We start from the raw sequence: 24,868 nt of genomic DNA, 5'->3' as shown, positions 1-24,868 counted from the left end.
AGAGCACGAAATCCGACCACACTGTGTGTAAGGGAGTGTGGGAACGATGGATAAATACCGAATCTTTTTTGTGTATCGTGTGAAGAATTTAAGTTATATTCACGTACATGGAATGAACATGGAGAATAAGAAGTTGTTCACTGTTCTGATTTCTTCTCCAAACGATGAGATGAACCTCGCACAGCATCACGAAGAGCTTCCAAATGAATTGTTATCACTGCTGGAAGTTGAAAGCACCCGAATCAACGCAGGACTTTACGATCTTGCTCATTGGGAACCTTATACGTATAGTTAATGCTCCTTTCGTTTTTGTTGAAAGGAGTTTTTTTGTGTAAAATGTTCCTAAAAGGATAAAAGGAGATTCTTCTAACATGACACAAGATCAAATTGTGGATCTGTTAACCGGCAAGATTAAACTTGTTCGAACAGAACTTGGCTATACACAAGATAAGATGGCAGATATATTGGGTATTTCAAAAAAGACCCTCGTTCAAATAGAAAAAGAAAGAATCAAAGCGAGCTGGACCGTTATCGTTGCTTTGTGTGCATTGTTTCGGAACTCTGAAATTCTTAATAACACACTTGGTGGGGATCCGCTTGATGTTATGGAAGTCGTAGTCCACCAATATGTTGCCCGATCAAAAGAGAAAACGTGGGGCGGGCATGTTTGGTGGAAGGAGATTGATTCAAATAAAGGTTACCGGCTTCAGCAGAATATGATTAGCCAGCATTACCGAATTCTTGATCAAAACGACTATCGCGTTTATAGTTCTTTTGAAGAAAAGGAAGCAAAGAAGAGATTAAAAGAGATATAGTAAAATAACTTATTTATAAAATGTTTATATGGTTGTAACATGAAATTTACGTTGTGCTGTTACTTTCAAGATGCAAGTTATTTTGAAGGGAGAGCAGCACATGAATTGGAAAACGAAGCTAACAGCGCTTGTTATCTCGGGTGCATTAACGATACCTGCCGGACAAGCTCATGCCTTCTTATCTGGTATTGACAAACAAGATGGTGGGATTGGAAACACAGAAAACTATTTGGATAAAGTGCCTAATATAGCACTGGATACAAAAGTTGAAAATATTATATATCCGCTTATGGCAACACCTGCGATTAAAAAGAATGGTTCAGAATTAACAGTAAAGGTAGATACAAAAGGAAAAGAACCTGCAGGATGGGATGTATCTTTAAACCCTACAGAAGCAGCAAAAGTGGATGGAGCGTTTAATCTTCCTGTAAAAAGTGTTCAAAAAGGATCATCCTATTGGAAAGACAGCTCTTCCGTTTATGAAGTAACTGTAGAGATTCCTAATGATGTACCTGAAGAATTGTTTGATCTGCAAGTTTCATACACAGGAAACGGAACCCGCATCACGGATGATGAACCGAACTCAGTTAAAGTTGTAAAAGAGTTTAAAAAAGATTTTAAGTTTATGCATTTAACGGACATTCATGTAGGCTCTCCAAGAAACATTGCAGACCCTGCTAACGTAACTGAAGCAGGAATGTGGCACCCAGATGAATCAAAACGCTGGCTGTATCTTCAAAAAACAATCAATCAAGTCAATCTATTAAAGCCTGACTTTGTCGTAATGACTGGAGACTTAATGTACGGTCAGATGAATCCGCAAGAATATATTTACGAGTATGAAGAAACATACCGCATTTTGAAGAAGTTGGATGTTCCTGTCTATATCGTTCCAGGCAACCATGATTATTATGCGCAAGATGCAACGTTAGCCGATGGAGCTAAGTATTGGGAACAATATTTCGGCCCGCAGTATTTTTCATTTGATTACGGTCCGTATGCTCACATGATCGGGTACAACTCTTACGACTGGCACAAGTTTGACCGTCAAGGACATGGAACAGTTTCCGTACCAACATGGGGTGGGCAGATCCGTGACCAGCAGATGGAATGGATTAAGAAAGATTTAGCGGATAATAAGGCAACTGCCGAAGCAGGACAAGTAAAAGGCTTGTTCTCACATCACAATCCAATCTGGCGTGATCGTGACATCTGGCCATCAACAGATCCAGATGTAACGGAATACTGGAAAGAATATGATGCTAAGCATGACCCTCAAGATTTGAGCACGCTCATTAAAGGTGAGAAGCTAGGAATCGAGTACGATCAACAATGGCACGGGGAAGGTTCACATGAACTGATTGATGTAATGAAACAAAATTCAGTGGATATCTCGCTTCACGGCCATACGCACATCGATAATATTACAGAACAAGACGGAATTTTGTATTCTACAACAGCTTCAATTGAACTTTCTGCAAAGCCATGGGTTGGTTATCGATTGTTTGAAAAGAATCCAGACGATAATAAGTTCAGCTCTTACGTTTACGAAGGTCCAGACAAATCAATGCCGGTTTATGAAAATGGCAATACGTCGGCAGGTGTCGTTTCCTTTGAAAATAAGTTTGAGCTGCCTAATGATGGATCCCAAGTTACGCAAACAGCGGCGCTGACTAATCGTTTGAATAAACCAGTAACAGTAAATATTCCGTTTTATATGAAGCAAGGCAGCTATACGCCATCTTATGGTGAAGTAATTGAAACACAATTATATGGAACGAAACAGTTTGTAGAAGTGCAGATTACGATACCTGCAAACAGTGTAAAGGAAGTTGAATTAAAAAGATAACGAATTGAAACGCCTGGGCTAGAGTGCCTGGGCGTTTTTTTGGTGTGATGAGAAGTGTCGGTTTTAAGTGGAAGTCGAATTTCCACTGATTTGTGGCTAACGTGAAATTATATAAATAAATGGACGCGAGTTAGAAAATAAATCCTTTTCACTCTCTTGTAACTCTTTTACAGCCATTTTTTAAAAACTAAAACATTTTAATGATAAAACCGATAAAAAGAATGGGACTTATGAATATCGTTTAACGTCGAAATACCTAGAAAAGGAGCAAGTGAGATGTCACTTAGCACTCAAACATTAAAGATTGTTATTATTATGGCCGGCAATGAACAGTACGGCTTGCCGATCGAACATGTCGCTTCGATTGAGCGAGTTCTGGACATTACACCAATGCCGGAAATGCCGTCAGAGGTGTTGGGGGTCATCCATCTGAGAGGAAATGTCATACCGATTATTGATTTTGGCCATCTCATCGGAAAGTGTAAAACAGAAACAACAGATAAAACGAGAATCGTTATCTTGCAAAATGAGGATCGTTATTTAGGATTGTTAACAGAAGCGGCAACAGATGTTATTGATATTGAAGCAGATTCCATACAGTCACCAGGAAGCTTTAGCCCAAAAGAAAATTCATTGATACAGGGTGTTTCCAAACAGGATGAGGATCTCATCATTGTGCTCAATTGCCCTGTTATTTTTAAAAACAGAAATATATAAGAGGTGACGTATGAAACTAACGCTTAGAAAGAAGCTTGTTGGCTCATTTTTAACCGTAGCTGTTCTATTTGCAGCAACGTGTGGGGTATTCTTTTATTTTCTAAAAGACATGCAAAATACATACAGTGATTTATTAGACAGAAGAGCAGTAATCTTTCAAAATGCCAAAGAAATAGAGCTTCAGGCGACCATTCAGAACAACAGTGTTCGTGAATATTTGCTTGAGCAATCTTCTGAAAGTAAAGGGAAGTTGACAGATGCAACAAGTAGAATTGAGACACTAGTTAATGACACCATGAAAATCGTGCAAGCAGATGCGGATAAGAAAAGACTCGAAAAAATCTACTACTTAAACAACGATTATAAAAATGAGTCAAATCGAGTTCTTCAAAACTCAATGAGCAACATGGAAGCGGCAAACGAATATGCAAAAAGCACTTTATTTCCGCTAGGAAGAGAGATGCGAGATGTAACGGAAGAGATGGCGAAGAGACAAGCCAATCTGATGGATGAAGGTAAAATTATCGTTGCTGATGAAGAGAAGTTTATCGTTACTCTTGTTACAACCTTAGGAATCGTAATCGTTATTGCGGCTCTCGCAATCGGGTATACCATCTCACGTATGATTTCAAGACCTGTAATCAAAATGGCAGATATGCTAAATGATATCGCTGAAGGTGATCTTACAATGGATCCGATCTATGTAAAAAATAAGGATGAAATCGGAATGCTCGCAGACGGCATCAATCATATGGGGACAAACTTGGCTACCCTTATCAGACAGGTGAGAGCAACTGCCGAACAAGTTGCAGCGGCCTCTGAAGAGCTGACAGCTTCAGCTGAACAAACGAGTATGGCGACAGAACAAATCGCGACAACCATTGGGGAAGTAGCTGGCGGATCTCAAGAACAGGTTAGTACGGTCGAAAATATTGTTGAAGCGATGAACCAGCTTTCTGCGGGTATTCAACAAATCGCGGTAAGCATGCAGAACATGTCAGAAGCGTCCTCTCGTTCTTTACAAGTAGCAGAAGGTGGAAACGAGACGATACAGCAGACAATTTGTCAGATGGATGCCATTCATACCTCAATGAACAGCACGTCTCATGTGGTTCGAGAACTCGGTGATCAATCACAAGAAATTACTAAAATCGTGGATGTTATTACAGATATTGCTGGGCAGACGAACTTGCTTGCTCTAAACGCTGCCATTGAAGCGGCACGGGCTGGAGAACAAGGGAGAGGATTTGCAGTCGTAGCAGATGAAGTTCGAAAGTTAGCAGAACAATCATCCTCATCCGCACAGCAGATCGGTCAATTGATCACAAATATTCAAGAGCTTACTGAAAAAGCGGTAGAAGCGATGAAGAGTGGAACAGATGAAGTGACTGGTGGAAGAGAACTCGTGTATCAGTCAGGTGAAGCTTTCAGAAGTCTTTATGAAACTGTAGCAGAAGTCTCCAATCAAGTAGGAGATGTTTCGGCTGCCACTCAACAGATGACAGCTAGTACCGAACACGTTGTCGGATCGATCGATGTGATTTCATCAATGGCAGAAACAGCTGCATCTTCTACACAAGAAGTTTCTGCTTCAGCAGAAGAGCAACTTGCAAGCATGGAGGAGATTTCATCTTCATCAAATGCACTTTCTCAGCTGGCAGAAGAGATGAACGAAGCCATTAATAAATTTAAAGTTTAGAGATAAAAGCCGCGGGATAACTGGCGGCTTTTTTCTTTCGAGTGGCAAAGGAATCGGGTAGCTTTAGCTTTGTGCGCGAGCATAATTCTCTGTGAGCGAGCATAATTCCACGTGAGCGATCATAAAACCTCGTGAGCGAGCATAAATCTCCGTAAGCGAGCATAATTCCCCGTGAAAGAGCAAATCCTCATGTGGGTATCTATAAAACAAACAAAAGCTGGCTCCTCAAAGGACATCCATCCTCCTTAGAAGCCAGCTTCATTTTATTCTTCTTTATAAAAGCGATCACCTGTGTCTGGATTGTAGTAAACGCGTTCTTTTTTTCCAGAGGTTGGATCGATGGAGATTTCCTCAGTCCAGATATATCCTGAAGGGACTTTTGTTTCACTTTTTTTATAGCGCTTATCGTAATACATCCAGGAGATGATGCCCAAAACAATAAAAATGACGATGGAGATCACTTGCCAGCCGATAAGGATATTTATAATATTCATTGCTTTTCAACAATAACTGCTGTTCCGTATGCGACGATCTCGCTCATGTTATTGCCCATCTCACCAGAATCAAAACGCATCATGACAATGGCGTTCGCACCCATTTCTGTAGCGTTCTTGACCATACGATCAACAGCTTGCTTACGCGCGTCTTCAAGCATGCTCGTATATTCTTTAATCTCACCACCCATGATTCCTCGAAGTCCTGCCATGATGTCTCCTCCGATTCCGCGTGCACGAACAACAATTCCAAAAGCTGATCCTTTTACTTCTTTCACTTCATATCCTGATATGTTTTCAGTAGTAACAACGATCATAATAAAGCCCCCCTATTTTGTTATACAATTAAATACGGATGAAACAAGCTTTCCGTTTCATTTCTATACTATGATTTTACCTGGATTTAAAATGTCATTTGGGTCCAATTGTTTTTTTATAGACTTCATGATTGGGAGGGTGTCGGCATGTTCTTTTGCCAAATATTTTGCTTTGCCGATTCCGACTCCATGCTCACCTGTACACGTACCGCCTTTGCTTAATGCATAGGCCACAATACTTTCATTTACCGCGTCTGCTTTTTCACGTTCACGATCAATAGCTGCGTCATACATGAGAATGGCATGAAAATTCCCATCCCCAACATGTCCTAATACAGCGCCAGGGACACCGATTTCATCCATCTTCTCTCTTGCATGAACGATTGCTTCAGACAACTCCGAGAGAGGAAGACACACGTCCGTGAACATCATGGACTTGCCAGGATAGCCATGTTTGAAAGAATAAGCTAAGTTATGTCTGGCTTCCCATAGCTTTGCACGTGCTTTCGAATCACGCTCTTCCACCCACTCTAAGCCTCCAAAGCTTTCAAGCAATTCTTTTGTAAGTGAAGCTTCATATGTAACACTTGCCGGATTTCCTTGAAATTCTAAGAAAAGGGTCGGGGCTTCTGTATATGCTGTGTCGCTGTTGTGATTAACCTGTACGATGGACCGTTCATCCACAAGTTCCATTCTGGCGATTCCCGTGCCTGATCCGAGAACAGCAATGGCAGCTTCAACGGCAGTTTGAACTGAAGGAAATGTACATCGAGCAGCAAGAACTGATTCAGGAATGCCGTAGACTTTTAACGTGATCTCCGTAAAAACGCCAAGCGTACCTTCAGAGCCGACAAACATGGAGGTTAAGTGATAGCCAGCAGATGATTTTGCAGCGAGTCCGCCTGTTTGAATAATCTGTCCATCTGCTAAAACAACTTGAAGGTTTCTAACTTGATCCCGCATGATACCGTACTTTACGCTTGTTGTCCCGCTCGCATTTGTCGCAGCCATTCCGCCGATCGTCGCGTCTGCACCAGGATCAACAGGAAAGAACAATCCATACTTCTTAAGAGCAAGATTCAGCTGTGTTCGTGTTACACCAGGCTGAACTCTTACTAAAAAATCATCTGGACGAATCTCGAGTACTTCATTCATCTCCTGAAAGTTAATTGAAATGCCGCCTTTTACAGGAATGCAGTGGCCTTCAAGACTCGATCCAGCTCCATAAGGCACAACAGGAATTTTGTGTTCGTTTGCGAATCTTAGAATAGAAGAAATTTCTTCAGCCGATTCAGGGTATACAACAATATCAGGTGAAACAGGATGGTGGTAAGATTCATCACGGCTATGCTGCCAAAGAATGGTTTCGTTTTGTGTAGCGCGTTTTTCAGATGTCCGTTTTTGCATTTCAAACAATAAATCAGTATGTGCAATGTTCATGTAAACCCGCTCCTTAAACTTTTGAGTTATTATCTATTTTACATGAACAGAGTTAAAAATCCTTTTTAAACATGAAATTGCGTATATATGCCCAAACTAACAAGTGAGGTGATGAACGATGCAAAAACGCAGAAGAGTATGGCATGTTATACTGATCATAATATGTATTTCGATAGTCGTGACAGGCTGTGGAAACAAAGACAGCCAAAACCAATCCGAGGGGAGAGAACAACCGGTGATGGGTGATGGTAAAGGAAGCGAAAAAAAATCACGTCCTGAAGAAGGACAAGACGGGCAAGCAGGACAGAACGGACAAGGCGGGATTGTTGCGGGCAGTATTGAGCCTTCAATTAAAGTACAAGAGCAGCAGAATGCTAAGGGAATATTATTTAGATATGAGTTGAAAAATCAGACCGAAAAAGAGAAGGTTTTTCAATTTTCATCTAGTCAGAAATTTGATTATGTAATTAAAGACAAGAGCGGAAAAATCGTATACCAATACTCAAGAAATCATATGTTCATGCAAGTGTTAACTTCTTTGAAATTAAAGCAGGCTGATGTTTTCAAACAGGATATCTTAGTTAACGATCTAGAGCCAGGTGCTTATACGCTAGAAGTTTGGTTGACCCCAAGTGGCGAGACAGAAGATTACAGACAAAAAATCACTTTTAATTGGAACTAAATTGGGGAAGAGATGAGTTAAGAGCTCATCTCTTTTTGTTTTGTTTTATTCTAAAAGATTCTTAATTTTGGTTGTTTTTTATTCTCATCATTGCAAGTTGATTGGAGCGCAAGGTTGCTGACTCCTATGGGACGAGCGGCCAGGTCGAGTCTCCTAATGGCGCAAAGCAACAGGAGGCTCACCTTACACCCCGTAGAAAGCGAGCAACCTGGAGAGGAAATCAACAACTTATAAGAACAACAGAGGTTACGGTAACAGCCTTTTTATGACAGCAAAACAAAATACTTGAAAGTCAAAAAAGGTCAAAGTATAATATGCTTAAAGGTTAATGGTCAAAGAAAGTCAAAGTCAAACTAAAGACTAGCAAGACTCATGAAACCTTGAAACAAAAAAGTTGCGAAACGAAATGCATGCACGTATAATCGCTAATAATTTATACAAATTTTTAAAAATATGAACAGGGGGTTACAAGTATGCGTTGTGAACAATGTGAAGTTAATCCTGCTACGATCCAAATGAGTATCTCAATGAATAAAGATAAGAAACAATTTGTGCTTTGCTCTGATTGTTACCATAAAGTGAAACAAGAAATGAACACTGGGGGAGGAATGAATATGAACTTTTCTTCTTTCGATGATATTTTTCAACAAATGATGAATGGCCAAGCTTTTACAGATCACGCGAACGAGCATGAGAAGCAACAAACTCAAAAGGGAAAACGAGGCGGAGGCTTTTTAGATAAATTTGGCCGGAACTTAACAGATGCTGCGAAAGCGGGTATTATTGATCCGGTTATCGGTCGAGACGATGAAGTGCGCCGTGTGATTGAAATCTTAAACCGACGCACCAAGAACAACCCGGTATTAATCGGGGAACCTGGTGTCGGTAAAACAGCAATAGCTGAAGGATTAGCAACCAAAATTGTAGAAGGCAATGTTCCAGCTAAACTTTTGAAAAAAGAAGTGTATTTGCTTGATGTTGCATCACTTGTTGCAGATACCGGGGTAAGAGGTCAGTTCGAGGAACGTATGAAACAGCTGATTGCTGAGCTTCAAAAACGCAAAAATGTCATTCTGTTTGTGGATGAAGTTCATCAGATTGTGGGAGCAGGTTCCGCAGAAGGATCTATGGATGCTGGGAACATCTTAAAACCTGCACTTGCACGCGGTGAGCTGCAGATGGTCGGTGCTACAACGTTAAAAGAATACCGTCAGATTGAGAAGGATGCTGCGTTAGAGCGTCGCTTCCAACCGGTAATCGTTAACGAGCCTACACTAGATGAAGCGATTGAAATCTTGAAAGGTCTTGCACCTAGATACGAAGATTATCACCAAGTTAAATTTACGGAAGAAGCATTAAAGGCATGTGTAATGCTTTCACATCGCTACATTCAAGACCGATTTTTGCCGGATAAAGCGATTGATCTTATGGATGAAGCGGGATCTAAGAGCAACCTTCAGCATATTACGATTGAAAAATCTTCTATTGAAGAGCGTTTAGAAGAACTCGTAAAAGAAAAAGAAAAGGCAGCTGCAGATGAAAACTATGAACTGGCAGCAAAACTTCGTCAAGAAGAACTGTTGCTTGATGAAAAACTAAAAACACAAGAAGAAGATAAAAAAGCAGCGATTGTTCAAGTTGAAGACATCCAGCACATTGTAGAACATAAAACAGGTATTCCTGTTCGGAAGCTTCAGAGTGACGAACAATCGAAAATGAAAGAACTTGCTTCAAAACTTTCCGCTCAAGTTATTGGGCAGGAAGAAGCGGTTGAGAAAGTGGCAAAAGCGATCCGCAGAAGCCGTGCCGGTTTAAAAGCGAAGAAACGTCCAATCGGATCATTCTTGTTCGTAGGTCCAACAGGTGTTGGTAAAACAGAGTTAACAAAAACGCTCGCTAAAGAAATCTTTGGTGATGAAGACAGCATGATCAGACTCGACATGAGTGAGTATATGGAGAAACACGCTGTATCAAAATTGATCGGTTCACCTCCAGGGTACGTTGGGCATGAAGAAGCTGGACAACTAACAGAGCAAATTCGCAGAAAGCCATATAGCATCTTGCTGCTTGATGAAATCGAGAAGGCTCACCCAGATGTTCAGCACATGTTCCTTCAGATTATGGAAGATGGCCGATTAACAGACAGCCAAGGACGTACAGTGAGCTTTAAAGACACCGTGATCATCATGACAAGTAACGCAGGTGCTTCTGTTAAACAAACGAAGAAACTTGGATTTAACACGGTAGATGTAGAAAAAGAAACACACATCCTTGATTCATTAGGAGGCTATTTTAAACCAGAGTTTTTAAACCGTTTTGATAGCATTGTACAATTCCAGTCGTTGAAAGAAGGGCATCTTGTGAAGATTGTTGATTTGATGTTGCAAGAGCTGTCTGATCAGCTTCAAGAGCAAAATATTGAAATTACGGTAACTTCGGCTGCAAAACAAAAGCTTGCTAAACTGGGGTATCATCCATCATTCGGTGCGAGACCACTCCGCAGAATCATTCAAGAGCACATCGAAGATAAGATTGCAGATGTATTATTGGATGAAGAGGATGTCCAAAAGTTAACGGTAAACGTTGCAGACGGTCAGATTGTCGTTAAAAAAGCGTAAAACTAAAAAAAACCTTGCTAGAGAGTATCTCCGGCAAGGTTTTTGTTTTACAATGCAAAGTAAAGGTTATTCTAATACATAAGTTTTTGAAAGGTTATGTCTAAGGGACTGTGCTGCATATACATCTTTCTTCTTCATTGACAAGTTGATTGGAGCATAAGGGGGCGAGACTCCTACGGGACGAGCGGTCAGGTGGAGACTTCTAATGGCGCAATGCGGCAGAAGGCTCACCGTACGCCCCGTGGAAAGCGAGCCACCTGGAGCGGAAGTCAACTACATTCAAGGGCTCTGAAAATATCCGAAAAAATAAGCCATGCATCTGCATGGCAGAATGAAAAAATCAAAAACTCTCTGTCTTCTAGGAGTCATCTTTGGAGCGGATTATGGTAAGAACAAGCATTGAAAAACCAATCATGAGTGACATCGCTTCAAATACTGTCATCCCCATCCCTCCTTACAAATTAAGGGTAAGACTCGTACGAGAATTAGAGAAGGAAAAGTATTGTATGTTTTCCATTTTATCCCGAATCGCAAAATGAAACAAGAATCGTAATGACTATTTCTTACAACTGCAATTAGGTCAATAGGTTTATTTTACCAATATTATAATTCTGAAATTGTACACCTTGTTTTTGTATGACATTGAATTGGCTGAAAAGACCTATAAAACATACAATTTATCAAACCATAAATTTTTAAATCACAGGTGATGCAAGGAATATCGTGAAAAGGAAAATAAGGACACTAAGTAAGAGAATTAAGCATGTTCTGATCATTCTTTTCAACCCCCTTGTGTATATCAATGTATAAGAAAATAAGATTCTTAATGACAGTTATACAAGAAAAATTTTAAGGAGGATTTTAAGATTGGATACGTCTTACGTTTGGTATGTGAGTTATGGATCAAATTTAATGGAGCACCGTTTTTTGTGCTACATTCTCGGTGATCAGCCAGAAGGTTCTTCTCAAAAAGAAAGAGGCTGCAGAAATCCGGCAATGCCGCTTAAAAACGGAAAAGCTGTGCTTCCATATCCTCTTTATTTTGCAAGAGAGCGGACAAAGTGGGGTGAAGGAGGAGTTGCTTTTATCGGACATGAAAAAAGTGATCAATACAAGACTTATGGCCGAAAGTATTTAGTCACGGTTGAGCAGTTTTTAGATGTTACTGCCCAAGAAAATAGCTGTGACGAGATAGAGGCAGATTTAGAAGAAGTCATACAAAAAGGATATATTCATTTTGGACAAGGCTGGTATAGCCGAATGGTCTATCTAGGGGAGGAAGAAGGATACCCAATGGTTACGTTCACGTGTAACCTTGATATGCACGAACAGGATTTGAATCCGCCCCCTGCAACATATCTCACCACAATCGCTAAAGGGCTAAGCCAACTGGGGCTTACTTGCGGAGAGGCAGTGAAATATTTTGCCCAAACACCTGGTATTGCAGGAAGGATGAATGAGGAAGAAATTGAGCAGATCATTGGCAGTTATTTTTAAGTTTTTCTCTAAAATTATTGCTTGAGTACTTGTCCGGTTTGTTTCTGGTAATTTTTTCATTAAATTCACTTACCCTGTACACATACATGATTAGCTAGAAAGGTAGTATTGCTTTTGTTCTTTTCACATCGCTGACAAAGTTGATTGTAGTGTAAGGTGCGAGACTCCTGCGGGACAAGCGGTCAGGTGAGACTCTTAGGGCGCAAAGCGGCAAGAGGCTCACCGCCTGCCCCGCGGAAAGCGAGCACCTGAAACGGAGATCAACCGCTTCTTTGCTTTTTTTGTTTTTTACATAGCATCAAAAATTGCGAAGACATTTTAACATGACTAAAGATTGATAAGGTCTCCATTCAACTGGGGAATTACCGTTAATAGGGATGAACATAGGCCCAGCGTTATATGACTTATGGAACTTACGAAAAGGCAGAATCGATGAGATAATAAAGTCCCCTATACATATAGAGGTGCTTCTAACAAAGAAGCACCTCTTTTTTATGCATTCATCTTAATTTGCTTAATGGAGATAATTCCAGTGGGGCAATTAAATTGATCAGCTATCAACTTTTTTACTTGTTCATGGAGATTAGATTTTCCAGGTTGAATATTAGCGATAACGATATTTCCTTGGGTAACTTTTTCCTGGTCATGGCTGAGTTGAAAATCCACAAGAATTTTAGCCATCTTCTCTCTCCTTATGTTGTATGTCTTAAACTGCTTGTTGAGATATTCGACATTCTTCCGTAAATCCTGTCTTAATTTATTGAAAATAGTCAGAAAGTATCGAGGTTTTTCAATTCATTTACTTTTCTTCACTTTTTACAGGGGAAATCCGTCGTATTAGAGAATGATATTAGGAAGATTGTCAGGCAGGAGGTATATAGGTGGAGAGAGCGCTTCAGAAGAAAAGCTTTATTAAACGATTAACCTGGAAAAGAAGTTTACTCATCATTGGGATTGCACTTGTTATTATTTTATCAGCCGCAGCAGGTACAGCATATTTTCTGCTGCAAAAAAGTAAACCTCAAGTAAATGGGACTGTATCCGTAACTGGATTAACCGCAAGAGTAGATGTTTTCAGAGATCCTAACGGCGTTCCGCATATTGAAGCAAAATCGATGAAAGACCTATTTATGGCTCAAGGATTTGTTACTGCACAAGACCGTATGTTTCAAATGGACTTAAGCAGAAGGCAGGCATCTGGAATGCTTAGCGAGGTAATCGGGGAAAAGACGATACAGCGTGATAAGTTTTTTAGAACACTGGGTTTAAGAAGAGCAGCAGAAGCTTCTTACAACGAGTATTCACCTGAAATGAAGCAATATCTTGAATGGTATGCAGATGGTGTAAATGCGTATATGGAGCAGGCAAAGAAAGACAATACACTTCCAATTGAATTTATGCTTGTAGGATATGAGCCGAAAAAGTGGACGGCTGTTGATTCTCTTGTTATCGGAAAATATATGGCATTCGACTTAGGCGGACATTGGGAAGGACAAGCTTTTCGTTATTACTTAATGGAAACGTTTTCAAAAGAGAAAGCATTGGATCTATTCCCTGGATATCCAAAAGACGCGCCTGCGATATTAGAGGATTTAGAATCAGCAGGTATTGATTTTGAAAAAAGTTTTGCAGATTCTGTTATTCCAAACTTTCATAATGGCAGCAACAATTGGGTGATTGCAGGCAGTAAAACCGAGTCAGGTAAGCCCCTACTTGCAAATGATCCGCATCTCTCACTTGGTACTCCATCCATATGGTATCAGAGTCATTTGAAAGCGCCAGATTACGAAGTTTCCGGTGTTATTTTTGCAGGAATCCCCGGTATTATCGTCGGACATAACAAAACAATCGCTTGGGGAGTGACGAATGTTGGTCCGGATGTTCAGGAACTATTCGTAGAAAAAAGGAACCCAAAAAATCCTTATGAGTTTCAGTATTTAGCCAATTGGGAGAAAGCCGAAGTTATTGACGAGATCATCAAAGTCAAAGATAAAACAGACGTGAATCATGAAGTTGTTATTACAAGGCATGGACCTGTAATCTCAGAGTTTGCTCACCAGGATAAACCCGGAACGGCTCTCTCTTTAAAATGGACAGCACTTCAGCCTTCAAAAGAACTCGAAGCAGTAATTATGATGAATCGATCAAAAAACTGGAAGCAGTTTGAGAAGGCGTTGGAATCTTTCCATACTCCCGCACAAAACTTTGTTTTTGCAAGCACTGACGGAACAATCGCATATAAGGCAAACGGATTAATACCGATTAGAAAGCAAGATTACACATCAATGCCTGTCCCCGGATGGACCGATCAGTATGAGTGGCAAGGATATATCCCATGGGATGAACTCCCGACAAGAGTCAACCCGAAAAACGGATATATTGCTACAGCAAACAATAAAGTAACAACCGATTCGTATCCATATCACATCTCGGATACGTTTGCGCAGCCATACAGACAACAACGAATTGTTGAAGTTCTTGAGGGTAAAGAAAAGCTTTCGGTAAAAGATATGCAAAACTTGCAATTTGACCAAAAAAATAAACAAGCTGAGGAAATGCTGCCGATTCTAATTGAACAAGTGATGAAAGAACCTCTGGATAAAAAAGAAAAAGATGTGCTGACTGTATTAAACATTTGGAACAAAGTAGACAGTAAAGAGAGTGCGGCACCTTTAATCTTTCACATCTGGATGGATCGTTTCAGCGATGAACTATTCAAGGATGAGATCAGTGATGAGATGTTGAAGATGTTTGATGGTCGTGAGCAAGTGGTGGACGAGCTGATTCGAAAAGCGAACGCTGGTAAGCCTGGCCCGTGGATTAAAGAACATGGCGGTTTAGAAAAAGTCACTCAGAATGCATTTAAATCGATGATCTCTGTATTGAGTGATAAATATGGTGGAGATCCGTCTAAATGGAAGTGGGGAAATTTTCACAGCTTAACATTTGAACATCCTCTTGCAGCTATTAAACCATTAAACCTGTTGTTCAATCCTGAAACACAAGCAATGGGGGGAAGCCGGGTTACAGTAGGCGTTGCTGGGTGGAACCGGGAAACTGGGGATATTACACATGGTGGTGCATGGCGTATGGTGATCGATATGGATGACACCTCTAAGGCTTACCATGTCGTTGGCCCTGGTCAATCTGGTCACGTATTAAGTCCATGGTACGGTGATCAAGTGAAAGATTGGGCAACAGGTAAGTACCACGTAACAGCTTTAAACAATGAAAACAGAGGTGATCAACAGAAGCTAGTTTTACAGCCTTCCTCAGAAAAATAAAGAGGGTTAGACACTTGTCTCTGTCAAAATAATAGGTTGGACATATGGTGTAGAGAAGGCAAAAACAAGCTGGGAGGTTTACCCTTTGTCATACCACACGTATCACCTGTGCCGCCGATACTTAGGCAGATCTGTGTACATTGATTGTCATTGCGGCACGAGATATCATGGTGTTCTTAAACATGTAGATGATAAAAAAGCATACATTCTGCCATATAGTTCAGACGGCCAGGATGAGAGCAGCGACCGCTTCTTCTTTGCACCTGCACTTGTAGGACTAACACTTGGAACTATCGCAGGTCTAGCATTAGCACCAAGACCGTATCCGATCTATCCTGTTTATCCGCCATACCCTCCGTATCCTTATTATTAAGTTATAAAGAGACTGAATCCTTTTGTGATTCAGTCTTTTTTGTTAAGCGGAAAGCGAGCACCTGGAACGGAAATCAACAACTTTCAAAAAACCATATTATAATCGATAACAATCATTTTTTTTAAATCAGCAGGAAAATAAGATTGTCAGATGGAAAGTAACGTATACACAAATAGTAAGCAAATACTTAAACACATAATCAGAATTTTTTACGAGGGGGTAGTGGAATTGAAGCTCGCATTTTTGTTTCACCCAGTAAAAGATTTACAAGAATCACAACAATATTATGAAGGTCTCGGGATGACTGAAGCTTGGCGAGAAGGAAATCAAGTACTAGGTATGTCCATGAAAGATTGTGAAGTACAGCTGATGATCGAAGAGGACGAGCATGACTTGGGCCCAGGCGGCGTTTTTTTGGTAGATAGTGTCGATGACTTTTATGAAGAACACGAATCCAAACTGGACTTTGTAAAATCACCGTGTACAATTCCTCCTGGTAGATATGCGATCTATAGAGACGGAACTGGAAATCCGATTCGAATCATCGATTTTTCGAATAAAGATTAACATCACAAAAAAGCACTTTCCTAATTGATCTGAACCCAAAAAGTTAGACACTAGGATTTTAGGCAGCCTCTGAGGTATGAGTTCGGTATTGAACCGGGCTCATGCCTTTTAATTTTGCCTTAATCCGTTTGTGGTTATAGTATTGAATGTAATTCTCCAGTTCAATCTTAAAATGTTCCATACTCTCAAACTCGTTTAGATAAAGCAATTCAGATTTCAATAAGCCAAAGAAGCTCTCCATGGCTGCGTTATCCAGGCAGTTCCCCTTGCGGGACATACTTGGGGTAATCCCGTGCTCTTTCAGTGCCTGCTGGTATTCCTTCATCTGGTAATGCCACCCCTGGTCGGAATGAAGGATGGGGGATTCTTCTTCGTTCAATCGTTCAAAGGCTTTATCGAGCATTTTTGAAACCAGGGAATATACAGGGCGGTGTTCCATATTGTAGGCGATAATTTCGCCGTTGTATAAATCAAGTACCGGTGAAAAGTAAAGCTTTTCACCGTGTAAGTGGATCTCCGTCACATCCGTTGCCCATTTCTCATTAGGACTTGAGGCGAAGAAATTGCGCTTAATCTTATCAGATGCAATACGGCCTGCCTGCCCACGGTAGGAACGGTATTTCTTCAGCCGTACGAGGCTTTTTAATCCGAGCTGCCCCATGATGCGGCGGACCGTTTTGTGATTAATGCCGATCCCCCTGTTGCGCAGCTCGAGGGTGATGCGGCGATACCCGTAACGCCCTTTGTGCTCGTGGTAGATTTCCGCGATGACCTCTTTGATCTCCTTGTATTTATCCGGCCGGTCCATTTGTTTGACCCAGTAGTAATACGTGCTGCGTGGCATCCCAGCTGCTCTTATTAGATCCCTCACCTTATGCTCTTGCCTTAACTCATGGATTATTTGCGCTTTGTCCTGTTCGGTGATTTTTCTCTTTCTTGAATTAAGGCTTGTAACTTTTTTAAGTAGGCATTTTCCGCACGCAGACGCTCATTCTCAGCCTTCAATGCCTGTTCAGACCCCTCAGGTGGTGCTGAATTCTTTGGTTCTTGTGGTTTCTTTTTCATAGTCGGACGCCCCTTTTTCTTTGGTTTGAGAGCGTCCGGCCCTTCCTCCTCCACCTTCCTTTTCCATGAGAGGATGTTTTGTGGCGAAGGAATCTTAAAAACAGCTGCCGTTTGCATAAGGGACGCTCCATTGTCGTTCATGTATTGAAGTACGTCCATTTTAAATTGAATATCGTAATTTGTATAGTTGGTTAGAAGTCCTTGTTCTCCGTTTGCCCTATATTGGTTTACCCAGTTACGGAGAGAGAAGAGACTTGTATTGAACTGAGAGGCGATCTCCCTCAATGAAGCCTTTCCTTCAAGGTAAGCAAGGACAGACTGTAATTTCAACTCAAATGAATACTTAGACATGAAAAAAACTGCACCTCCAATTGTTAGTGGTGTCTAACAATTGGGGGGCAGTTCAAATTCGGAATGTGCTTTTTTATATGTTAATGATAAAAATCCAGATCCTCATTCAGTGCGGGATCATGCAGGTCTCCTACAAAATTTAAAAGACTGTCTCCTTCAAAATAATAAGGTTCGGTGTCCTCCAGCCAGCTTCGATATTCTTGAAAATCCTGATCAAAATGACCCGAAAAAAAGCGGTGTGCCACTTCATTTGTTAATGTATCAATGATGACGATGCCTCTATAACTCTGGCGATCTGGTTCGTCATAATCACATGCTACGTAATAAGCCATATAAATGCTCCTTTTAAAGTAATACACATAATGTTGCAATTTAGTGCTTTTTTCATACCATTATTTTTGATTTTCTTCATAAATTGAAACGATAAGCTATAAAACACTTACACAGCGTTTAAACGGGCTTTACATTCTGCCTGTAGGATGAAATATGAAGAGGGCTGAAAAGAGGGTAATAGGATGAAAACTTATTTTATGGTGCAAGAAAAAATAAGACCTGGATGGATTCATGAAATGGTGGTCAAAGCGAATGAATTTGAGCAATGTCAGATATTCATTGAATGCAACACCTTAAAAATCAACGCAAAAAGTCACCTTAGTATGAGTCTGCTTAATGGTATGAACGGAATCTGCTGTGTATCTGCGACTGGGGAAGATAGCAGAACGGCAGTGGACGCATTGCGGTGTCTTGGAACGGGTATGTTAGCGTAAAAAAAGAGAAAAAATCATACAGAGAGAAGCTGCATTCATGCGGCTTTTTTCATTTGTAAACGAAACGAAAAAGTTGCAACCGATCTAGATCCCATCTCTTAAAGTTTTTTACCAAAAGGCCTTGTTTTTCTTTGTGTGAGGTCTAAAATGAAGGATAGATATGACGGAGACCCTAGAAAGGATTGTTGTTTTGCATAGAATTATTTGGTTAACTATTGGAGCTTTTTTACAAGGACTAGCTATGGCGGCCTTCCTTTTCCCCCATGCAATACCTTCGGGTGGAGTGGCAGGCATCGCCATTTTAAATCATTATTTCTTCAGCTTGCCGTTGGGACTGACGCTATGGACCATTAATTTTGGACTATTGCTGCTTGCGGTTAAAAAGCTTGGGAAAAAGGCAGCGTTATGGACCATCTATTGTGTGGCAGTGACATCTATAACGGTAGATTGGATTACAACACATGTCCCGAATCCTCTAAATGGAACCCTCATTGATGTTATATACGGAGCGATTATTTTTGGTACTGGTGTCGGAATTCTGTTTCGGTTTGGAGCTTCTTCAGGTGGTATGGATATTTTAGCCCTTATTTTTGCTAAATGGTCCGGAAAGAAACCAGGGACCATCCTTTTTATGATCAACAGTTTTGTGCTAGTTATAACGTCGCTTACGATTGGTTTTGAAATTATACTCTTCGCGTTACTCTGTCAGTGGATCAGCACCCGAATCATTGATTACGTTCGAACGGCATCATTTCAAAGAAAAACAAAGCGATCTATGTAAATGTAAAAAGGGTACGGTCATGATAACCGTACCTTTTTTGGTGCGTAAAAATTAGCAGTCCTTGCCTTTGTACGCCCAAGAACAACCAACGATAATGAGAAGGACAAATAGAACTACTATGATCGCAAAACTCTTTCCATAACCTCCGCCACCACAATAACCATATCCGCCACCATACATTGGTGCGTTTGCAAGTGAAGCATTTACCGGTGAATTTGCATACATTCTAAAACTCCTCCTTAAAATTGTACTTTCGACTTCGATACAGTATATGTGAGGTACGGAAAGGGTGTATGGACAATAGTTTAGTTTTTATGGAATTAGGCGAGTGTAATAATTTTGCAAAGAAAATGTGATGTTACAAATTAGAATAAAAGGGGTAAATGTTAGCAAGGAGGCGTTATATATGCAAACTGCAACCCAAACTCAAATGAAAACAACGAACAGGTTATTTAAAACTCAATCATGGGCCTTAATCGGTCTTGGTACAGGTGCACTTGTCTGGCTTTCTTTTAAACCGAACCGTATTAAAACGAAAATGAAATTCAAAGATATGAAACGAAGAGTGCGCCCTCATCATATCGATCGTACGCAGCTGCCAATCAATAAAGCGGGGCATCCTGATCCAATGGATGTAGACGACAACAAGATGGTAGAAGAGGGAGCGATGTACTCTGTAAACTATTACAACGATAAAAAAGGTTAAAGGATGGGAGGCTCCCATCCTTTTTTCTGTCTACTATTTGCGAATCGGTCGCTTTAATGTGTAAAGATCTTCTTCTAGATTTTCCATTCTCGACTGCAGTGTGGAAATAGAGTCTTCAATGCCCTCGTTGTAAAAATAAGCCCCCATTTCAACCGTTATAAAATCTAGTACTTGCTCAGCCGCAAGATTGCCAATTTCTTCACCGCGTTCGTCTAGAAAGAATGACTGTATGCTAGTAATCATCTCTTCTTTTGTCTCTTTTGAAAGTTTTCTCAATCTCTTAAACACCCCTTTGCCGTAGAATCTTATCTTATTGAAACACAAATTCATATATTACGTTCTAAGAAAGTAGACGAATGCGGCTGAAAATTGCATAACAATGGTTGAAATATTGGGTCTTTATGACGATTTTCCATGTAAAAATATGTCCAGTTTTGTAACATTACTTCTTCTTTTGTGGAAACTATTTTCAAGTATAAAAAAAGCGGGCATAATAACTGAGAAGTACAAAATTGACATAAGAGGAGCCGATTTTCGTGGAGAAAAAAGAATGGAATAACTCTCTTCTGATGGAATGTATAAAAGAAAAAAAAGAAAAGCTGGTAGAAATTGCAGATCGAAATGGTTTAACCAGCAAGGAAACCGTAAAGTGCAGTCAAGAGCTAGACGTTCTATTGAATGTCTACCAAAGACAAGCAACGTTCTAATTATCGTTTATTGAAGATGAGTTCATCTGTTAGTTGGTCAATACGAAGCAGAATCGCCTTCTTAGTTACTAAAGGATAATTACAGTGAAACTCAGATAACAGTTCACGAATCTCCTGAATCAAAGAAATTTCTTTTTCAGGCATAGACTTAGTTGATTCACTTTTCGCTTTAAATTGAATCAGATTATCTTTCACACCAACACCCCATTTTCATATTGTGTTGGATACTACTTCCATATCATCATTTAAATACCTTCCAAAAGTCGAAATGTTTCCTTTCTACAGCAGAATGTGACAATATCTTTTTAGGGAACAAAAAACAGTTTAAAATGGGAGGCTATTAAACACATGACAGCTATTAAATCTTTGCAAGACACAACTGTGCTGAATAATGGGGTTAAGATGCCATGGTTCGGACTTGGTGTATTTAAAGTGGAAGAAGGACAAGAAGTAATCGATTCTGTTAAATGGGCGATTGAAGCAGGATATAAAAGCATCGATACAGCAGCTATCTATAAAAATGAAGAAGGTGTTGGACAAGCTATTAAAGAAGCGGGAGTACCTCGCGAAGAATTGTTCATCACAACAAAAGTATGGAACGCTGATCAAGGCTATGAGTCAACTCTAGCAGCATTTGAAACCAGCATCGAAAAGCTAGGTCTTGAATATCTTGATCTTTATTTGGTTCACTGGCCTGTTAAAGGCAAATACAAAGAAACTTGGCGTGCTCTTGAACAGCTTTATAAAGATGGAAAAGTAAAAGCGATTGGTGTCTCTAACTTCCAAGTTCACCATTTAGAAGATATCTTGGCTGATTGTGAAATCAAACCAATGGTCAACCAAGTGGAATACCATCCGCGTCTTGCACAAAAAGAGCTTCTTTTATTCTGTAAAGACAATAATATTCAACTGGAAGCATGGAGCCCTCTTATGCAGGGAGAACTGTTGGATGAGCCTGCATTAATGGAGCTAGCAGAAAAACACGGAAAATCTGTAGCTCAAATCATCCTTCGCTGGGATGTGCAAAATGGTGTAGTAACGATTCCGAAATCAGTTAAGCAGCACCGCATCGTTGAGAATGCAAATATCTTTGATTTTGAGTTATCCCTAGAAGATATGGCCAAGATTGATGCTTTAAATGAAGACCGACGCATCGGTCCTGATCCAGATAACTTCGACTTCTAAAAGGGGTCTGACCCCAAACAAATACAAAAATTCACTTTTTGTCCACGTGGAATATACATATTCCACGTGGATTTTTTCTTTTCTTTCATCTGTATCAAATTGTTTCTTACTTTCTTTCGTTACAAGCCTCTTCATATGGGGAAAGGCTAAGTAAAGCCTGAACCGTACATAATGAGAAGGGCGTACTTCACGTCTTACATACACAAGTACTACAATTATTTTCGCGAACAAATATAGTTACTTGACAAAAGTAAGTGTTATCTCATATACTAAACTTACAAAAAATAAGTAATGAAGTATGAAGGGGTGTTTAAGATATGATGATGCAAACAGATGGAATTCATCACATTACAGCTATCGTTGGCAGTCCGCAGGAGAATGTTGATTTTTATGCTGGTGTACTCGGATTGAGATTAGTCAAGAAGACGGTTAATTTCGATGATCCTGGAACATACCATCTTTATTTTGGAGATGAAGGAGGCAGCCCAGGAACGATCATGACGTTCTTTCCATGGCCAGATGCATATAGAGGAAGAGTAGGTTCTGGGCAAGTGGGTACAACTTCTTTTGTTGTTCCAGAAGGTTCGCTTTCTTTTTGGGAAGAAAGACTTTTAAAGTTCTCAGTTGAATATAAGAAAACAGTCCGCTTTGAAGAAGAGTATTTAGAATTTCTAGATCCACACGGATTGCGTATAGAGATTGTTGCAAGAAAAGAAGGAAAGAACAGCGAATGGTCATTTGGAGCAATCACTCCAGAGCATTCCATTAAAGGATTTGGCGGTGCCGTATTGCTTTCGGCAGCTCCTCAGCAAACAGAAAAAGTGCTAATGGACGTGATGGGGCTTCAAAAAGTCGGGCAAGACGGTGATTACATCAGGTTTAAAGCGAAAGGTGATATTGGAAATGTGATTGATATTAAGCTTGCACCAGAAGCAAGAGGGGTGAATGGAGTTGGAACGGTCCATCATATTGCATGGCGAGCTAACTCTTATGAACAGCATGAATTATGGCAGCAGCATGTGAAACAGAATGATTTTCAAGTGACAGAAATTATTGACCGCCAATATTTCAATGCCATCTATTTCCGTGAAGAAGGAGGCATCCTCTTTGAGATTGCAACAGACCCACCTGGATTTACACGCGACGAACCAGAAGAGGATCTTGGTAAAGAGCTGCTGCTCCCGCCATGGCTTGAGCCTCACCGAGAGCAGATAGAGAGTCACCTGCAGCCAGCTGAAGCAAGGATTTTAAAGGAGGACAAATAATGAAACACTTGTTTAACAAAGGAACAGATTCAACTAAACCGGTGCTGCTTTTATTACATGGCACAGGAGGAAATGAAGAAGATCTTCTTTCATTGGCGGAAATGATCTCACCCGAATCTTCTGTTCTAAGTGTACGAGGAAACGTATCTGAAAATGGCATGCCTCGGTTTTTCCGCCGATTGGCTGAAGGCGTATTTGATGAGGAAGATTTGATTTTTCGCACGAAAGAGCTTCATGATTTTATTGATGAAGCAGCTCAAAAGTATGAATTTCACAGAGAGCAAGTGGTTGCTGTTGGGTATTCGAACGGTGCCAATATTGCAGGAAGTTTGATTTTCCATTATAAAAACTCGCTAAAAGGAGCTATTCTTCATCACCCGATGGTACCGAGACGCGGGGTCGAATTGCCTGATTTAAGTGGGCTTCCTGTATTTATTGGTGCAGGAAAAAATGATCCGATTTGTCCGCCAGAAGAAACAGAAGAGCTCGAAAAATTACTCTCAAGTGCAGGTGCGGAGGTACATGTGAAATGGGAGAATATGGGTCATCAGCTTTCAAGAGCTGAAGTAGAAGAAGCGGCTGAATGGTTCCACAAAAATTTAGTGTCATAAAATTTAAGTAAAGAAGGTGATTTCATGAAGTCGATTGATCCTCAAAACTTATCTATAAAAGAAAATTATAAGTTCCTCACAGGGAGTATAATTCCAAGACCTATCGCTTTTGTAAGTACACTTTCCACAGATGGTGTGCTCAATGCAGCTCCCTTCAGCTATTTTAACGCGCTAACATCCAATCCTCCGTTAATCGCCATTTCAATTGGCAGGAAAGACGGGGTACAGAAGGATACTTCACGAAATGCAGAAAAAACTGGTGAATTTGTAGTCCATATCCCGGATGAAACGTACATTGAGGCTGTGAATCAAACGGCAGCGAACATTAAGCCAGATGAAAGTGAAGTTGAACTTGCGAAACTAACTACAGTTGAATCGGTAAAGGTAAAAGTTCCTGGAATTGCTGAATCCCGAATTCGTATGGAATGCGTGGTTGAGAGTATTATTCCTCTAGGAGGAACCCCTGATCATCCAGCTACAGATCTGCTTATCGGTAAAGTTGTTCAATACCACATTGCTGATGACCTGTATGATGATGGGAAAATTGATGCTGAAAAACTGAAGCCTGTTGGAAGGCTGGCAGGTTCAAACTATGTAAAATTAGGTGAAATATTTTCGTTAGAACGGCCTCAATAAAAATAGTCGGCTCTCCCTCTTACTAGTAAGAGGGATTTTTTTATTGTCAAAAACCGACATTTTTTAAAGTCTTATCATATTTAGTCACTTTACCCTACACCATTTAGACAAGGCCTATCCATCCTTTTTAGGCTATTGTGATCCTTTTTACGACAAAGCCCATAAATCATGAATAGGGAATTTGGTGGATTCTGCTTCTTTGAAGAAGATTTTGGAAATTCCACAAGGAAATAATCACAATATTAAGGGGCTGTCTTCCCATTTTTAGATGCTTCTTTTATATATTACGAAAATAAGTAGATATGTCCTGCGCCAGAAGTTTGTCTTTTGATGAAAAAGGAACCCATCCTAAAAAATGGATAATCAATAGTCACGAAATAAATTCCCAAAAATCATACAAAGGGTTTATTTTCCAGTTTCTAGTACTTTTCGCGACAAATTA

30 protein-coding genes are annotated in these 24,868 nt (G+C 40.2%); 20 read left to right on the top strand and 10 right to left on the bottom strand.

What is annotated here, in order from left to right; all coding sequences use genetic code 11:
• The first annotated feature begins 46 nt into the window (after nt 1–46).
• The 5 genes from QUF49_RS16515 (at nt 47) to QUF49_RS16495 (ending at nt 5,080) form a co-directional block, all read left to right on the top strand.
• Nucleotides 47–295 (top strand): hypothetical protein, encoded by a 249-nt coding sequence (locus QUF49_RS16515; protein ID WP_289496769.1) that lies wholly within the window; start codon nt 47–49, stop codon nt 293–295.
• A 76-nt stretch (nt 296–371) separates the two neighbouring features.
• Entirely contained in the window at nt 372–815 is a 444-nt protein-coding gene (locus tag QUF49_RS16510; RefSeq protein ID WP_289496768.1) for a helix-turn-helix transcriptional regulator, read from the top strand.
• Nucleotides 816–915: 100 nt separating this feature from the next.
• Nucleotides 916–2,664: a metallophosphoesterase family protein gene (locus QUF49_RS16505; RefSeq protein WP_289496767.1), complete on the top strand. Its 1,749-nt coding sequence runs from the start codon at nt 916–918 to the stop codon at nt 2,662–2,664.
• Nucleotides 2,665–2,940: 276 nt separating this feature from the next.
• A complete protein-coding gene (locus tag QUF49_RS16500; protein ID WP_289496766.1) occupies nt 2,941–3,381 on the top strand; it encodes a chemotaxis protein CheW in 441 nt (146 codons plus the stop codon).
• Nucleotides 3,382–3,391: 10 nt separating this feature from the next.
• Nucleotides 3,392–5,080, top strand: coding sequence for a methyl-accepting chemotaxis protein (locus QUF49_RS16495; RefSeq protein ID WP_289496765.1), 1,689 nt, complete (start codon nt 3,392–3,394; stop codon nt 5,078–5,080).
• Between the two features lie 263 nt (nt 5,081–5,343).
• On the opposite strand, the gene QUF49_RS16490 is transcribed toward QUF49_RS16495, so the two are convergent.
• The 3 genes from QUF49_RS16490 to QUF49_RS16480 form a co-directional block, all read right to left on the bottom strand.
• Nucleotides 5,344–5,574, bottom strand: a complete 231-nt coding sequence (locus tag QUF49_RS16490) for a hypothetical protein (RefSeq protein ID WP_289496764.1) — start codon at nt 5,572–5,574, stop codon at nt 5,344–5,346.
• Nucleotides 5,571–5,891 carry a YbjQ family protein gene (locus QUF49_RS16485; RefSeq protein WP_289496763.1) on the bottom strand — a complete coding sequence of 107 codons (321 nt, stop codon included), beginning with the start codon at nt 5,889–5,891 and terminating at the stop codon, nt 5,571–5,573. The genes QUF49_RS16490 and QUF49_RS16485 overlap by 4 nt, the downstream gene beginning before the upstream one ends.
• 63 nt (nt 5,892–5,954) lie before the next feature.
• Complete coding sequence (locus tag QUF49_RS16480; protein WP_289496761.1) at nt 5,955–7,331, bottom strand: FAD-binding oxidoreductase; 1,377 nt, start codon at nt 7,329–7,331, stop codon at nt 5,955–5,957.
• 118 nt (nt 7,332–7,449) lie between these two features.
• Between QUF49_RS16480 and QUF49_RS16475 the strand changes: the two genes are divergently transcribed.
• The 3 genes from QUF49_RS16475 to QUF49_RS16465 all read left to right on the top strand — a co-directional run bounded on the left by QUF49_RS16475 (nt 7,450) and on the right by QUF49_RS16465 (nt 10,631).
• Nucleotides 7,450–8,013 carry a BsuPI-related putative proteinase inhibitor gene (locus QUF49_RS16475; RefSeq protein WP_289496760.1) on the top strand — a complete coding sequence of 188 codons (564 nt, stop codon included), beginning with the start codon at nt 7,450–7,452 and terminating at the stop codon, nt 8,011–8,013.
• A gap of 101 nt (nt 8,014–8,114) precedes the next feature.
• Nucleotides 8,115–8,282 (top strand): hypothetical protein, encoded by a 168-nt coding sequence (locus QUF49_RS16470; protein ID WP_289496759.1) that lies wholly within the window; start codon nt 8,115–8,117, stop codon nt 8,280–8,282.
• A gap of 204 nt (nt 8,283–8,486) precedes the next feature.
• A complete protein-coding gene (locus QUF49_RS16465; RefSeq protein ID WP_289496758.1) occupies nt 8,487–10,631 on the top strand; it encodes an ATP-dependent Clp protease ATP-binding subunit in 2,145 nt (714 codons plus the stop codon).
• A gap of 358 nt (nt 10,632–10,989) precedes the next feature.
• Here QUF49_RS16465 and QUF49_RS20825 read toward each other — a convergent pair whose 3' ends face one another.
• Nucleotides 10,990–11,046: a hypothetical protein gene (locus tag QUF49_RS20825; protein WP_353958328.1), complete on the bottom strand. Its 57-nt coding sequence runs from the start codon at nt 11,044–11,046 to the stop codon at nt 10,990–10,992.
• A 452-nt stretch (nt 11,047–11,498) separates the two neighbouring features.
• On the opposite strand from QUF49_RS20825, the gene QUF49_RS16455 reads away from it, so the two are divergent.
• Entirely contained in the window at nt 11,499–12,128 is a 630-nt protein-coding gene (locus QUF49_RS16455) for a hypothetical protein (protein WP_289496756.1), read from the top strand.
• A 492-nt stretch (nt 12,129–12,620) separates the two neighbouring features.
• Here the strand turns inward: QUF49_RS16455 and QUF49_RS16450 are convergent, their stop codons facing one another.
• Nucleotides 12,621–12,809, bottom strand: coding sequence for a hypothetical protein (locus tag QUF49_RS16450; RefSeq protein WP_289496755.1), 189 nt, complete (start codon nt 12,807–12,809; stop codon nt 12,621–12,623).
• A 200-nt stretch (nt 12,810–13,009) separates the two neighbouring features.
• On the opposite strand from QUF49_RS16450, the gene QUF49_RS16445 reads away from it, so the two are divergent.
• From QUF49_RS16445 to QUF49_RS16435, 3 genes are all read left to right on the top strand, one after another.
• Nucleotides 13,010–15,412, top strand: coding sequence for a penicillin acylase family protein (locus tag QUF49_RS16445; RefSeq protein ID WP_289496754.1), 2,403 nt, complete (start codon nt 13,010–13,012; stop codon nt 15,410–15,412).
• Between the two features lie 85 nt (nt 15,413–15,497).
• A complete protein-coding gene (locus tag QUF49_RS16440; protein WP_289496753.1) occupies nt 15,498–15,785 on the top strand; it encodes a hypothetical protein in 288 nt (95 codons plus the stop codon).
• A gap of 228 nt (nt 15,786–16,013) precedes the next feature.
• Entirely contained in the window at nt 16,014–16,352 is a 339-nt protein-coding gene (locus QUF49_RS16435; RefSeq protein ID WP_289496751.1) for a VOC family protein, read from the top strand.
• A gap of 58 nt (nt 16,353–16,410) precedes the next feature.
• Here QUF49_RS16435 and QUF49_RS16430 read toward each other — a convergent pair.
• Together QUF49_RS16430 and QUF49_RS16425 are read right to left on the bottom strand one after the other, a co-directional pair.
• A protein-coding gene (locus tag QUF49_RS16430; RefSeq protein WP_289495501.1) for an IS3 family transposase occupies nt 16,411–17,768 on the bottom strand; the annotation gives its coding sequence in 2 pieces (ribosomal slippage) (nt 16,411–17,300 and nt 17,300–17,768; 1,359 coding nt in all).
• Nucleotides 17,769–17,848: 80 nt separating this feature from the next.
• The gene (locus QUF49_RS16425; RefSeq protein WP_289496750.1) at nt 17,849–18,100 is read right to left on the bottom strand and encodes a hypothetical protein; all 252 of its coding nucleotides are present in this window, start codon (nt 18,098–18,100) and stop codon (nt 17,849–17,851) included.
• 183 nt (nt 18,101–18,283) lie between these two features.
• Here QUF49_RS16425 and QUF49_RS16420 point away from each other — a divergent pair, with 183 nt between their 5' ends.
• Nucleotides 18,284–18,535 (top strand): HPr family phosphocarrier protein, encoded by a 252-nt coding sequence (locus tag QUF49_RS16420; RefSeq protein ID WP_289496749.1) that lies wholly within the window; start codon nt 18,284–18,286, stop codon nt 18,533–18,535.
• Between the two features lie 190 nt (nt 18,536–18,725).
• Entirely contained in the window at nt 18,726–19,316 is a 591-nt protein-coding gene (locus tag QUF49_RS16415; protein ID WP_289496748.1) for a YitT family protein, read from the top strand.
• Between the two features lie 51 nt (nt 19,317–19,367).
• Here QUF49_RS16415 and QUF49_RS16410 read toward each other — a convergent pair whose 3' ends face one another.
• The gene (locus QUF49_RS16410) at nt 19,368–19,541 is read right to left on the bottom strand and encodes a YjcZ family sporulation protein (protein WP_289496746.1); all 174 of its coding nucleotides are present in this window, start codon (nt 19,539–19,541) and stop codon (nt 19,368–19,370) included.
• Nucleotides 19,542–19,722: 181 nt separating this feature from the next.
• Here QUF49_RS16410 and QUF49_RS16405 point away from each other — a divergent pair, with 181 nt between their 5' ends.
• On the top strand, nt 19,723–20,022 hold the full coding sequence (locus QUF49_RS16405) for a hypothetical protein (RefSeq protein ID WP_289496745.1): 300 nt from the start codon (nt 19,723–19,725) through the stop codon (nt 20,020–20,022).
• A gap of 33 nt (nt 20,023–20,055) precedes the next feature.
• Here the strand turns inward: QUF49_RS16405 and QUF49_RS16400 are convergent, their stop codons facing one another.
• Nucleotides 20,056–20,298, bottom strand: a complete 243-nt coding sequence (locus QUF49_RS16400) for a DUF2164 domain-containing protein (RefSeq protein ID WP_289496744.1) — start codon at nt 20,296–20,298, stop codon at nt 20,056–20,058.
• A 260-nt stretch (nt 20,299–20,558) separates the two neighbouring features.
• On the opposite strand from QUF49_RS16400, the gene QUF49_RS16395 reads away from it, so the two are divergent.
• Nucleotides 20,559–20,729: an aspartyl-phosphate phosphatase Spo0E family protein gene (locus tag QUF49_RS16395; RefSeq protein ID WP_231868343.1), complete on the top strand. Its 171-nt coding sequence runs from the start codon at nt 20,559–20,561 to the stop codon at nt 20,727–20,729.
• On the opposite strand, the gene QUF49_RS16390 is transcribed toward QUF49_RS16395, so the two are convergent.
• Complete coding sequence (locus QUF49_RS16390; protein ID WP_289496743.1) at nt 20,730–20,924, bottom strand: hypothetical protein; 195 nt, start codon at nt 20,922–20,924, stop codon at nt 20,730–20,732.
• Between the two features lie 153 nt (nt 20,925–21,077).
• Between QUF49_RS16390 and QUF49_RS16385 the strand changes: the two genes are divergently transcribed.
• The 4 genes from QUF49_RS16385 to QUF49_RS16370 all read left to right on the top strand — a co-directional run bounded on the left by QUF49_RS16385 (nt 21,078) and on the right by QUF49_RS16370 (nt 24,426).
• Entirely contained in the window at nt 21,078–21,914 is an 837-nt protein-coding gene (locus tag QUF49_RS16385; RefSeq protein ID WP_289496742.1) for an aldo/keto reductase, read from the top strand.
• Nucleotides 21,915–22,231: 317 nt separating this feature from the next.
• Nucleotides 22,232–23,179 (top strand): ring-cleaving dioxygenase, encoded by a 948-nt coding sequence (locus QUF49_RS16380; RefSeq protein WP_289496741.1) that lies wholly within the window; start codon nt 22,232–22,234, stop codon nt 23,177–23,179.
• Complete coding sequence (locus QUF49_RS16375; protein ID WP_425590502.1) at nt 23,176–23,790, top strand: alpha/beta hydrolase; 615 nt, start codon at nt 23,176–23,178, stop codon at nt 23,788–23,790. Before QUF49_RS16380 ends, QUF49_RS16375 begins: the two co-directional genes overlap by 4 nt.
• Nucleotides 23,791–23,814: 24 nt before the next feature.
• On the top strand, nt 23,815–24,426 hold the full coding sequence (locus tag QUF49_RS16370; protein ID WP_289496738.1) for a flavin reductase family protein: 612 nt from the start codon (nt 23,815–23,817) through the stop codon (nt 24,424–24,426).
• The last annotated feature ends 442 nt before the right edge of the window (nt 24,427–24,868 follow it).

Source organism: Fictibacillus sp. b24, from assembly GCF_030348825.1.
GTDB lineage: Bacteria > Bacillota > Bacilli > Bacillales > Fictibacillaceae > Fictibacillus.
This window is presented reverse-complemented; position numbering and strand designations above follow the sequence as displayed.